This window comes from Nocardia sp. NPDC058518 (genome assembly GCF_042719655.1).
In the GTDB taxonomy this organism is placed as follows: Bacteria; Actinomycetota; Actinomycetes; order Mycobacteriales; family Mycobacteriaceae; genus Nocardia.
On record NZ_JBHXNJ010000001.1, the window covers coordinates 1 to 12,054 of the forward strand.

11 protein-coding genes are annotated in these 12,054 nt (G+C 67.0%); 5 read left to right on the forward strand and 6 right to left on the reverse strand.

Features of this window, described 5'->3' with window-relative positions; genetic code table 11:
* Nucleotides 1-195: 195 nt before the first annotated feature.
* Nucleotides 196-1,311, forward strand: a complete 1,116-nt coding sequence (locus ACFWPX_RS00005) for a serine hydrolase domain-containing protein (protein ID WP_378924445.1) — start codon at nt 196-198, stop codon at nt 1,309-1,311.
* Nucleotides 1,312-1,326: 15 nt separating this feature from the next.
* Here the strand turns inward: ACFWPX_RS00005 and ACFWPX_RS00010 are convergent, their stop codons facing one another.
* Nucleotides 1,327-2,319, reverse strand: a complete 993-nt coding sequence (locus ACFWPX_RS00010; protein ID WP_378913714.1) for a helix-turn-helix transcriptional regulator — start codon at nt 2,317-2,319, stop codon at nt 1,327-1,329.
* A 62-nt stretch (nt 2,320-2,381) separates the two neighbouring features.
* On the opposite strand from ACFWPX_RS00010, the gene ACFWPX_RS00015 reads away from it, so the two are divergent.
* On the forward strand, nt 2,382-3,518 hold the full coding sequence (locus tag ACFWPX_RS00015; protein WP_378924447.1) for an epoxide hydrolase family protein: 1,137 nt from the start codon (nt 2,382-2,384) through the stop codon (nt 3,516-3,518).
* A 19-nt stretch (nt 3,519-3,537) separates the two neighbouring features.
* On the opposite strand, the gene ACFWPX_RS00020 is transcribed toward ACFWPX_RS00015, so the two are convergent.
* A complete protein-coding gene (locus tag ACFWPX_RS00020) occupies nt 3,538-4,548 on the reverse strand; it encodes a saccharopine dehydrogenase (RefSeq protein ID WP_378924449.1) in 1,011 nt (336 codons plus the stop codon).
* Between the two features lie 83 nt (nt 4,549-4,631).
* Here ACFWPX_RS00020 and ACFWPX_RS00025 point away from each other — a divergent pair, with 83 nt between their 5' ends.
* Entirely contained in the window at nt 4,632-5,222 is a 591-nt protein-coding gene (locus ACFWPX_RS00025) for a TetR/AcrR family transcriptional regulator (RefSeq protein WP_378924451.1), read from the forward strand.
* A gap of 47 nt (nt 5,223-5,269) precedes the next feature.
* Here the strand turns inward: ACFWPX_RS00025 and ACFWPX_RS00030 are convergent, their stop codons facing one another.
* Nucleotides 5,270-6,061, reverse strand: a complete 792-nt coding sequence (locus tag ACFWPX_RS00030) for a hypothetical protein (protein ID WP_378924452.1) — start codon at nt 6,059-6,061, stop codon at nt 5,270-5,272.
* Between the two features lie 213 nt (nt 6,062-6,274).
* Between ACFWPX_RS00030 and ACFWPX_RS00035 the strand changes: the two genes are divergently transcribed.
* The gene (locus tag ACFWPX_RS00035) at nt 6,275-6,613 is read left to right on the forward strand and encodes a GNAT family N-acetyltransferase (RefSeq protein ID WP_378926061.1); all 339 of its coding nucleotides are present in this window, start codon (nt 6,275-6,277) and stop codon (nt 6,611-6,613) included.
* A 211-nt stretch (nt 6,614-6,824) separates the two neighbouring features.
* Here ACFWPX_RS00035 and ACFWPX_RS00040 read toward each other — a convergent pair whose 3' ends face one another.
* Nucleotides 6,825-7,469: a TetR/AcrR family transcriptional regulator gene (locus tag ACFWPX_RS00040; RefSeq protein ID WP_378924454.1), complete on the reverse strand. Its 645-nt coding sequence runs from the start codon at nt 7,467-7,469 to the stop codon at nt 6,825-6,827.
* Between the two features lie 139 nt (nt 7,470-7,608).
* Here ACFWPX_RS00040 and ACFWPX_RS00045 point away from each other — a divergent pair, with 139 nt between their 5' ends.
* On the forward strand, nt 7,609-9,147 hold the full coding sequence (locus ACFWPX_RS00045) for an alpha/beta hydrolase (protein ID WP_378924456.1): 1,539 nt from the start codon (nt 7,609-7,611) through the stop codon (nt 9,145-9,147).
* Nucleotides 9,148-9,245: 98 nt separating this feature from the next.
* Here the strand turns inward: ACFWPX_RS00045 and ACFWPX_RS00050 are convergent, their stop codons facing one another.
* Nucleotides 9,246-11,129, reverse strand: coding sequence for a multicopper oxidase family protein (locus ACFWPX_RS00050; RefSeq protein WP_378924458.1), 1,884 nt, complete (start codon nt 11,127-11,129; stop codon nt 9,246-9,248).
* Nucleotides 11,130-11,248: 119 nt separating this feature from the next.
* Nucleotides 11,249-11,962: a VWA domain-containing protein gene (locus ACFWPX_RS00055; RefSeq protein ID WP_378924460.1), complete on the reverse strand. Its 714-nt coding sequence runs from the start codon at nt 11,960-11,962 to the stop codon at nt 11,249-11,251.
* Between the last annotated feature and the right edge of the window lie 92 nt (nt 11,963-12,054).

Here is a 12,054-nt window from a genome sequence, read left to right on the forward strand (position 1 = left end):
TATAAACACCTATCTTTCGCGGGGCTTCTTCTTTTTTTAAAACGATAAGTTTCGGGGGGCGGGGGTGGCCCCCTATTTTAGGGTTTGTGGGGGGGGGGGGGGCCCCCCCCCCCCCCCCCCCGCTACCGCAGTCCTATGCGGTGGTAGTACCGCAGTCCAATGTGTGTGCGGGCCTGGGCTTCCTACCGTTCGATCATGCGTAGCCGAACCTTCACCATGCCGATCCTCATCGCCGCTCTGATCCTGTCTGCCTGCACGACGAGCGAGGCCGAGCCTGTCGCTGTAACCCGCGTGGACAGCGTGCGCGGCGACCTCGACGCGATGGTCGGTTCGGGCGCCGTCGGTGCCATTGCCACGCTCACCGAGAACGGCGCGAGCACCGTCGTCGGCTCCGGTCTGAGCGATGCGGCCGAAGCGACTCCGATCGCTACCGACGTCGCCCAGCATGTGCGGGTCGGCAGCATCACCAAGTCCTTCACCGCCGCGATCGTGCTGCAACTGGTGGCCGAACACCGCGTCGACCTCGACCGATCCATCGACACGTATCTGCCCGGACTGCTCACCGGGGACGGTGTGGACGGTCGCACGATCACCGTCCGGCAGATCCTGAGCCACCGCAGTGGCCTGCCCGAACCGGCCCGATCCCCCGAACTCGACGAACACGAAGCGGCGAAGAACGGCCGCACCTTCACCCCGGCCGAGGAGATCGCATTGGCGCTGGCGCACCCCGCGAAGTTCGCGCCCGGCAGCCGATTCGAGTACACCAACATCAATTACATCGTCGCGGGCGTGCTGATCGAGACGGTGACCGGACATCGCTACACCGACGAGCTGCGCGACCGGATCCTGACTCCGCTCGGCCTGTCGAACACCTACCTGCCTGCCACCGGCGAAACCGGTCTGCGCCACCCCCATCCGACCGGATACACCACGGTCGAAGGGACCGTCACCGACACGACACGGATGGAGCCGTCGGTGCCGTGGACATCCGGCGCCCTGGTCAGCACCGGTGCCGATGTGAATCGGTTCTTCCTCGCGCTGCTGGCCGGTCAGGTCGTGCCCGAGCCACAGCTCCGGCAGATGCTCGACGGCATCGACATGGGCAACGGTGATGGCATGTCCTACGGGCTCGGCATCGGATACACCCAACTGCCCTGCGGTGCCCAGTACGTCGGCCACATCGGCGGCGTCCACGGCTTCTCCACCGTCGCGGGCGCCACCCGATCCGGCCGCGCGGTCACCATCGTCCACACCGGCGAATCGTCCTCGGTCGATCTCGGTGGGATGCTCACTCACGCGCTCTGTGAGTAAGCATCTGGTTGACCGTCAGTGCCCTGGTGGCACAGGATGCAAATCGGCATCGGGTGCATTGACGATCGCGTCACGGCAGCGCTCGCTCACCGTCCGCAGCGCCGTGACGAGCTCCGGCGGGTCGGTGACGGTGAATTCGATGTCCAGAGCGGTGATCATCCAGGCCAGCGAGGCCGGGGTGTCGGCACCCAGGTGCAGTAGGCAGCTGATGTCGTCGACCGCTTCGAGGACACCCATTCCCGGCCAGACACGATCGGCCAGCTCGGTAGCCGACCCGTGCAGGGTGACAACGGTGCGGCACGGCCACGACGCGACCGACAGCCTGCGTGACAGATAGGTCGCCGCGTCGCCGTCGGGCACCGGGCGCGGGATGAATCGTGGGCCCGTCGGGACACGCGGCTGGAGCCGGTCGATGCGGAACGACCGCCAATCCGCCCGGTCGACATCCCAACCGACCATGTACCAGTGTCTGCTCACATTGACCAACGAATCGGGTTCGACATCGCGGCGCGACGTGTGACCGGCGTGGTCGGTGTAGTCGAACCGCAGACGCTCGTGGCGCCGGCAGGCTTCCGCGATCGTCAGCAACGTCTCGGGCGCCACCCGCGGGGCTTCAGCGGCGACCCGCACCATCGATTGCTGCAATGTTGTCAGCCGATGCCGCAGCCGAGACGGCAGCACCTGTTCCAGCTTGGCGAGCGCGCGCAACGACGCGTCCTCGATGCCGGTGACGGTGCCGCCCGAGGTGGTGCGCAAGCCGACGGCGACAGCCACGGCTTCCTCGTCGTCGAGCAGCAGCGGTGGCATCGACGCACCTGCCCCCAACCGATAGCCCGCGCTGCCCTGCAACGCGTGCACCGGATAGCCGAGGCCGCGCAGTCGCTCCACATCGCGGCGCACGGTGCGCGCGGTGACATCGAGCCTGGTCGCGAGTTCGGCACCGGACCACGCGCGATGGGTCTGCAACAGCGACAGCAAGCGGAGCAGCCGGGCGGATGTTTCGGACATCTCTTCATCATGCCGTGTACTTAGGAACGATTCTGACCTAAGTGGTCCCTAGCGTTGTCGGTATGAGCGACATCGACACTTTCCGGATCGACATCCCGCAGTCCGACCTCGACGACCTGCACGAGCGGCTAGCCCGCACCCGCTGGGCCGAGGACCTGCCCGGTACCGGCTGGACCTACGGCCTGCCCACCGCCTACCTGCGCGACCTCGCCGAGTACTGGCGAACCGGGTTCGATTGGCGTGCCGCCGAAGCCGCACGCAACGCCCACCCGCAGTTCGTCACCGAGATCGACGGACAGCGCCTGCACTTCACCCACGTCCGCTCACCCGAACCGGACGCGCTGCCGCTGGTTCTCGTCCACGGCTGGCCGTTCACCGACTTCGGTGCGACGATCGGACCGCTGACCGACCCGCGCGCGCACGGCGGCGACCCGCGCGACGCCTTCGACGTCATCATCCCGACCCTGCCCGGTTTCGGCCTCTCCGGACCCACCCACCAGCCCGGCCAGGCCGCGACCGAGCGATCCGCGGAACTGATCGCTCGGCTGATGAGTGAACTCGGCTATGAACGCTACGGCGCGCAGGGCAGCGACGCGGGCTCGTTCATCGCGCCACAGCTGGGCCGCGTCGACACCGAGCGCGTCGCGGGCGTGCACCTCAACGCCGCGATCACCATCCCCGCCTGGAACGACGACGGCGCGGGATACACCGAGCAGGATCAGGAAAAGCTTGCCGCACTCCAGGATTGGAGCAGCAACGAGACCTCCGCCTACGCGGGCGTGCACAGCACCCGCCCCCACACCCTGGCCCACGCGCTCACCGATTCGCCTGCGGGTCTGCTCGCCTGGATCGTCGATGTCGTCAACACCTACAAAGACCCCGCCGCCGCGCTGCCCGAGGACTCCCTCGACCGCGACGCCATGCTCGCCGAAACAGCGATCCTGTGGTTCACCGGCACCGCAGGCTCCTCGATGCGCCTGTACAAGGAATCCCAGCAGTGGGGCGCCGACCTGCCCAGCTCCGGAGTGCCGACCGCGGTCGCGGTCTTCCCCGGCGACACCACGATTCGCGGCATCGCCGAGAAACAGAACAACCTCGTTCGCTGGACCGAATATGACCGCGGCGGTCACTTCGCCGCGATGGAAGCGCCCGACCTGCTGATCGAGGATGTGCGCGAGTTCTTCCGTTCGTTGCGGTAGGGGCTCAGTGGCCCCCGGGTCACGGCCGGGGGCCACTGCTGACTCGATGCCACGCGGCACCGATCTCGTTCAGCCGCTCGACCGCGTAGGCGGGGTCGAGCAATGCCTCGGGGGTGTGGATGCCCGGGGCGGGCTTTTCGCCGCGCAGGCCGAGCAGCCGCTCGACGCCGAGCGCTATGCCGAGGGCAGTCAGCGGTCGCTGCCCTTCCCGATGGACGAGATGCTGTGTCCTGGCATGCGCTTCGCCGGTCCGGTCGGTTCCGTCGAGATCGATCCGGATCTCGACGGAGGCGGGTTCGCCGCGACGTCTGCTCAGGGTCTCACCGACCGCGAAGTCGACTCGGACGTTCGGTGCGCCGGTCGCCAGCGCCAGGCTCGGCACATCGAGAACCGGGATGCTCTGACCGGGCAGCGTGGTGCCGTCGAGGGTGGGTACGTCGGCTTGCGCGTCGGCTTCGGCGAGCCAGGTGAAGACGCCGTCGCGCCGCACCAGACCCGCCGACGTGACCGCCGACCAGCGCTCCAGGTCGGCGATTCCCGCGGGTCCGCCGGTGTCGGTGTCATCGAGCGCGACGCCGACGCGGACCGTGTCGACTCGGTCGAATTCGCGCGCGGAATCCAGTGCGGCGAGCACGGCGATTCCCGCCATCAAGTGGCTGGCGACCAGAACCGGTGCCGCACTCGACCTTTGCGCGCCCGCGACGATCTCCGGGCCGATGTCGAGGAGGCCGCTGGAGATGCTGAGGTAGGGCAGTCCGCGGTCCTGGGCGTAGTGCAGGCCGTTGAGCCGGTCGTCCCATAGCGTCGCGACCACCGCCGAGAAGGTGGTCTCGGCGAGACCGAGATCGCGGCGGGACAGATCGATCGTTACCGCTGTCGCGGTGCCGAGTTCGTCGGCGACCCGTTGCGCGCGACCGAGATCGCGGCCCGCGATGGTCAACGGCAGGGTCGGATACCACCGGCGCAACAGCGCGGCGGTGTCCGACCCCGCCTGTCCCGACCCGCCCATGATCAATACCGATTGCTCCATGGTGAATTCCTCTCCGGCATCTAAGCTACAAGTTGTAACTTACTCTTTGTAGCTAAACTGAGGGAATGGCGCAAGGGAGGACGATGACGACACGATCGGGCAGACTGGCGAAGCCCGCCAGACGCGAGCAACTGCTCGACACCGCGTTGACGCTGGTCCGTGAGCAAGGCACTGATGGCCTGACCTTGGCCACCCTCGCCGAGGCCGCGGGCGTGAGCAGGCCGATCGTCTACGACCACTTCGGCACCCGCCCCGAACTACTGCTCGCGCTGTACCGGCAACTCGACGAACGCCACCGCCTGGCCTCGGAACAAGCCGTCCGCGACGCCACCCCCACCGTCGACGAGATCGCCCGGGTGATGAGTGCCGCCTACTTCGCCTGCGCCACCGACATGCCCGAGTTCGACGCGATTTCCGCCGCGCTGAAAGGAAATCCGGAGGTCCAGGCGATCCAGCACGACATGCTCGACAGCTACCGAGACTGGATGGCCGCCACCTTGCAACCGTTCTCGTCCCTCACCACCGCGGCGCTCCGGCTGCGCTGCGTCGGCGTACTCGGCGCGGCCGAAACACTGGCCGCGGAACTGAACCTGGGCGCGACGTCAGCCGTGGAAGCGGTCTCGGCGCTGACCGATCTGATCGTGGGCAGCATGGGCGCGGGAAAACGGACCTGACAAGACAGGAACTCTCGGGGCCGCAGCCCCGGCTGTCGAGAGGCCTGTCACCAGTCGTCCTTGTAGCTCAGATACACAGAGATTCGGGCGTCGTCGCGAAGCGCCACCCGCAGGCACGAGTCGTGACGGTCCAACAGCCAGCCCTCCATTCGGCAGGTGCCGTTCCACGAAGCCGAGGCGCCCCTTGTCGGGGTTCCTGGAGTGAATGTCCAGGCGGCGGTGTCTTCGAGGTGAAGCCGGACCTGGGCGGCGATCTCTTCGGGTGATTGATCGCCTCTCCCCTCGATGATGAATTCCCGGTCGCAACTGTTGTTCGATGATCGGGCGGCACACCCTGCGTCGATGGTCTCGCTGAGGACGAGGCTCTCCGGTAGCGACCCGATGGCGTCCACAGGTGGTACCCACGCCCATCGCCCCATCGCGAGAACGAGGAGAGTGCCGACGGCGAGTAGGCCCCCGCTCAGAACGCAGTATCCGCCACTGAGGAGCCATCCGACAGCTATGCGTGCCTTCGTAATTCCCTGTGGGGCAACATCATCTGTCGTTCCTGCTTCGATGATCGGCGCAGTCATCAGCACGACCATGACCAGCACAGCCAGCACCGCGATCCCGGTGAGCTGGAAATCGTGCCCCAGCCGGCCTGCGCCCAGCGCGACTTGGGCCGCCCCTATAGCGGCTAGAACCATGATCCCGACGATTCGCCCCCGGACGGTTTCCGCGACGAGTGACCAGCAGACCAGCGGTGCGACAAGCATCGAACAGAGGACGAGCACACGCGTGACAGTAGATGCCGAAACCGACAGGTTTCCGATGACCTCGTCGATGCCGTCCGCAGCCACAACTCCACCAACATTCCTCGAGCCGATTCGAGGTACGGTCCGAGTGTGCCCGTGTTGATCACGCCCTCTGCCGATCTGTACAGCGCATGGGTCGAGGCGCATTCGGAGTGGGGTCCCGGTGCTCATGAGGACGGCTTCGGCTTGCTGCCGAGTGATGACGTCGACTCGGTGGCGGGGTTCGAGAGCTGGGTTGCGCGGCTCACTGCCGCGTCGGTGGAGGGTGGCGACGGGCGGTGCTCGTATCGCTGGATAGTCGAGGGTGATCGGGTTCTCGGCGCGATCGCGTTGCGGCACGGGACAAGTGACTTCGTGCAGCGGGTCGGCCACGTCGGTTACGGGATCCGGCCCTCCGCACGCCGACGCGGGGTGGCTACCTGGGCATTGGGGGAGATCATCGTCGAGGCCGGATCGGCTGGTATGAGTCGCGTGTTGGCCGTATGTGCCGCCGAATCTCGGGTCGGTGAAGACGATAGAGCACCATGGTGGTGTCCTCGAAAGCATTCAGGACACCGAACTCGGTCCGGCACGGCGGTATTGGATCAGGGTCGGTGAGTCGGGCGCTTGAGTGCGCTTGCGGATCCTAGCTGCGACCAGGTTTCGTGCCGGTGCGCAGGTCTGTGTCGATATGCCGCGGGTCGGTTTTCGGCGGCCGGGTCAGTGGCTGGTGGGTGCCGGTGCGGTCGGGCTGGATACGTCGACGCGAGTTGGTCGCTGCAGATCTCCGTGAAATCGTCATATCGGCCACATCAGCAGCGGCGAGGGTTCAGCGCGCTGGCCGATCTTGTCCTCGGCAGTCCTCGGGGGCTTGTTCGGAAGGCGGATAGGCGCCGCGCAGACGGTGCATGGTCGCCGTCACGACGGCACGGATGTCCTTCTCGCGCAACGGGGCGGAGAATAGCGCCGAACTGAACGAGAAGCCCTCGATCAGGGTGAACAACAGGAGCGCCTCGCGGTGCAGCGCCTCCTCGTCGACAGCACGGTCGGCCAGCGCATCACGCAGCAGCGAGCGGATCACCTCCGCGCCCGCGAGGGAGGTCGCAGCGATGTCTGCCGCGAGCTCGGGGTCCGTGCGCGCCATGACGCGGTACTCGACCAGGGCGATGTTCTCCTTGCACTCCTGCTCGCTGGTGGGCGCGGCGAAGGCGATGACGTCCGCGATCCGTGTGGTCGGGTCGTCGGACATCGTCGTGGCGCGGCGCACGGCGCGCTGCATGAGGACGCCCAAGGTGAAACGCATGACCTCGCGGACGGTGTCGCCGAAGTAGTACCGGATGCTCCCGATGGCCAAGCCGGTGCGTGCGGCGATCCGGGCGAGGGTCACCGAGCGGAGTCCGTGCTCGGCGATCTCGTCGATCACGGCGTCGGCGACCTGTTCCCGGCGGATATCCGGGTCAACTCTCTTGGGCACGAACCTCACCTTAGTGCTTCTAGCATGCGCATGCTATTTTTTGTTTAGCATGGTCATGCTAGAAGATCTCGTCGCGATGTTCCTTCCTGTCCCACACCCCGGACAGGACCATGACCCGCGGCTCGACAAAAGGAAACGCATGCGATCACGTCTTCGACTCCCGAATCGATCCCGGCGCCTCACGACCGGGCTCGCTGCGGCCGCCACGCTCCTACTCGCCGGCTGTACGTCCGCTTCTCCTGCACCGGGTTCCGGCGCTGATGCGGACCTCGGCGCCTACCTCGGGCAAGAGCTCGACTGGGGCGGGTGCGAGGGCACCGCGACGAGCGCGGCGGACGCCGAGCTGTTCGCGAACCCCGCGCTCGAATGCGCCTCGGTGGCGGTGCCGCGCGACTACGACGAGCCAGAGGGCGCGAAGGTGAAGGTCGCGCTCCTGCGCCTGCCCGCCACGGGCGAGGCCGAGGGCTCGTTGCTGATCGACCCGGGAGGCCCGGGAGGCTCCGGTACCAGCCTCGTCGCGTCGACCGTGCCGCTGTGGCAGGCGAGCCCCGTCCACGAGCGCTTCGACATCGTCGGCTTCGACCCTCGCGGGACCGGATCGTCGACTCCTGCCCTCGACTGCTACACCGACGAGGAATCCGACGCCGGCGACGGGCCGCGATTCGGCGCCGTGTACGACATCACGAGCGCCGAACAGGCAGTTGAGCTCGCACAGCGCTGCGCCGACGGCTCCGGTGGGGTCGCGAACCTGGTGAACGCCGGGTCGAAAAACGTTGTGCGCGATATGGACATCATGCGAGCGGTGCTCGGTGACGACCAGCTGACCTACCTCGGCTACAGCTACGGCTCCGAGCTCGGCGCCATGTACACCACGACCTACCCCGAGAAGGTCCGCGCGGTCGTCCTCGACGGAGCCGTCGCGCCCGACCTGACGGCGAGCCAATTCCGCCTGTCCCAATTCAAAGGCCTGCAGGCCCGGTTCGACGACCTCGCCGCGCTCTGCGCCGAATCGCCCGACTGCGTACTCGGCACCGATCCCGCGGCCACGAACGATCGCCTGCACGAGATCGTGCGGCCGCTCATCGAGACGCCGGCGCCGACGGCCGGCGGCCGCGCCGCCAGCGTCTGGGACGTCTACCTCGGCATCAGCGGTGGCCTGTACTCGGAGGCGAAATGGCCAGAAGTCATCTCCGCCCTGACAGCGCTCGGAGCCGGGCGCGCCGACGAAGTGCTCGCCTTGCTCGACGGCTTCCCGGACCTCGACACCAGCATCGCCGTGCGTTGCATGGACTGGCCCCGCCTGACGCCCGCTGAACACACAGCGCTCGCACGCGAGATCGGGCACGTCGCACCGATGTTCGACCTCGACGTGTTCACGGCGGGGAATTACCACAGCGAGTGCGAGGCGTGGCCCGCACCGCCCACGCGTGACGAGCCCTGGCTCGCCGATGCCGAAGGCCTCCCCGAGACACTGGTCGTGTCGACCACCGGTGATCCGGCGACGCCACACGAGGGCGGCATCGCGATGGCGCAAGCCCTCGGGGCAAGCCTGCTCACCGTCGACGGCAAGCAGCACGGCGCCTACCTCCTCGGCGGTAGCGAGTGCGTCGACGACGTGGTCAACGCGTATCTCCTCGAGCTCGAAACCCCGCCCACCGACGCCCGCTGCAGCCTCTGACACGCTCGACTCCGATAGCAGCGCATCCAGTCACACCACCGGGCGACTTCTACTACGGATTCAGGTACCAGGTGACACGATTCTTACCTGCACCCCGTCTAGCCGGAGACGCGGATCTGTTGCATCATGTCGTGGTCCTCGTGGTCGAGGTTGTGACAGTGCCAGACATAGCCGCGGATCTCGGGCTGCGCATCAGCTGCGCCGTGGCCCATGGCGGCATGTGGCGCCACCGCCTCCGCACCGGCCGGGATCCGCAGCAGCTGATCCGGGTCGAAACCGAGTTCGTCGACCGAGGGCCAGTACACGTACACGCGGGTGACGGTGTCGGCCGGGCAATGCACGGTGTCCTTCCAGCCTGCCTCCCACGGTGCGGGCGGTAGGTCGGGGCCGAAGGCGAACCTGTCGGCGGGCGGGTTCCAGCGCACGCCGAGCTGGGCGGGCGGCGGGTTCGTCGCCCAGTAGGCCGAGCTGAGGATCATTTGACGGGAGCCGATCCGCTGCCGGGCCAGGTGCACGTGAACGGGGTGGTCGAACGGGGTCACATTGACGATGTCCCAACGCTCGACAGTTCCCGCCTCCGCCACTTCGATGTCGTCGGTGAGGAACGGCAGATTGTTGATCGCCATCATCGTCGGGAAGGTCGCGGCCACGCGGTCGGAGTCGTTCAAACCCATCAGCGTCATCGTGCGTGTGCGGATTGGATCACCCAGTGGCGGAAGTGGATCGGGCAGGCCGGGTCCGCCGCGCAACACGGCGGGCACCCGAGCGGGCGGGCCCTCGCCGCCCACCGTGAATCGCATGATGGGCCGCAATTCCGGGACCATGAACACGGTGTTGCCGAAGTCGTTGAGTTCGGTGTTGATCAACTCGAACTGCTCACCGTCGCGTAGGTCGCTGAAATCAATGAGGAGGTCGGCGCGTTCGCCCGGACCCAACCGAACCAGCGCAGTCGGCACGGGGGTGTCGAGCAGTCCGAGGTCATTACCGATCACCCAGAACGGCATCCCGTTGCTCAGCCCGAAGCCGTAGGTGCGCGAATTGGATCCGTTCAGCAGCCGGAAGCGGTAAAGGGTGCGGCGCACATCGAAGTTCGGCCACGCCACCCCGTTGACACAGGCCACGTCCCCGAACTGACCGGACTGGTTGTAGCCCTGCTGGATATACGTACCGACCATCGGCTGCAGGCTGCCGTCGGGGTTGAAGGTGCGGTCCTGCACGATCAGCGGGATCTCGAACTCACCGGTCGGCAATCCCAGCGGGTTGTCTGCGGCCCCGGTGTCGTACTCGTCGCGCAGGTAGTACAGCCCAGCCAAGCCGGCCTGGACATTGAGCCGGGTGATGCCCATCGCGTGGTCGTGATACCACAGCGTGGCGGCTTCCTGCCGGTTGCTGTAGACGTTGCGCTGGCTACCGCCGTTGCGCCACGAGATCATCGGGTGCCCATCGGAGTCCGGGGCGTTGACACCTCCGTGCAGATGCACCGTCGAGCGCGGGTCGGTGCGGTCGAGTTCGGTGGTGGCGTGCATCGTGACGTCGACGTGTGGGCCGAGCACGTGGCTACCGAGGTCGTTGCGGAAGGTGATGTGCGCCGGTCGGTCCCGGTGTCCTTCCAAGATCGGACCCAGTACCGGCTGCGAATAGCCCCACGTGCGGGTTTCGGGCAGGTCGCGGTGGTATCGGTGCATGCCCGACATCGAGACCAGTTCCCCTGCGGCGGGCCGGATTTCGGGAATCGGCAGCGCGTCGACGAACGGCTCAAGCGGCGGCGAATGATAGTTGAGCGGGGTGTAGGAGGGCGGCGGTAGCGGAGGCAATGGCAACGGTGCGGGTGGGAAGGGGGTGGTGTCGGCCTGCGCGAACCCCGTGGCGCCCAGCGCGAGCGTGCCCACCGCGCCGAACAGGAAGCCTCGCCGCGAAGCTGTCGGCGAGAAATTGAGATGGTTCCTCGAAGCCATCTCGTACCCGACCTCTCTCGTGATCATGCCCGGGATGGTGTGCTGCGGGTCTTCATACATACCACCTTCTGCCGGGTTCCCGCGGTAGCCCGGGGTCAGGTCCACCTGCGTGGTGTATCGAGGTGATCGCCTCGGTCCTCGAGGTGTCAGGTGCGGCAGCTCAGGTCGGTGAGAGCGGAGGTGAGTTGGGGCAGCGTCGCCGCGGTGTGGAAGGTGCCGCCGGAAAGGCGGGCGATCTCCCGCAGGGAGTCCGGGTCGGCGGGAACCCGGACTCGTGCGCGGCCGGTGTGGTCCGGGATCTCGACAACTCCGTCTGCGGTGCCGAGGGAGATCGCGGAGACGGGGGTGTGCACGGTGTTCGCCTCGCGGGCAGCGCTGTACGCGCCGCGGGGCTCGTCGAGGTCTAGGGGGATGGTTTGTTTGCCGTCCGAGATCAGGATGATCCGGCGAGGTCCTGTAATGGGCGCGACCCTGTCGACGGAGTCGATTGCCGTCAGCCCGGTGAATATGCCTTCGCCGGTTGCCGTGCGCTCGGCGAGTCGCACGCTGTCGAGGGCCGTGGTGAACGCGGTGCGATTGGTTGTCGGAGTCGTCTGCACCGATGCGGTGCCCGCGAAAGTGGCCAGACCGAGGTGTGTGCCCGGTGCCAGCCCCTGCGCGTATTCCTTCATCGCTTGCTTGGCGACAGCGAGGCGATTCGGTGCGACGTCGGTTGCCTCCATCGACAACGACACGTCGAGCACGAACATCACGACCGCGTCGCAGAGGTCCGGGCTCGGCGCCACGGGCTCGGCCTTCCCGGAAATCACCTGCCCACACCCGGAAACGACCACGACGATGCCGATCGACAGTCCTACCATCGCGGTTTGTATCCAGGATCGAAGCACCCGGCCACGCTACCGAACTCAGGCGCTGCGGCGGTAGCGGATCGAGGTCGGTGAGTAGTGCGGTT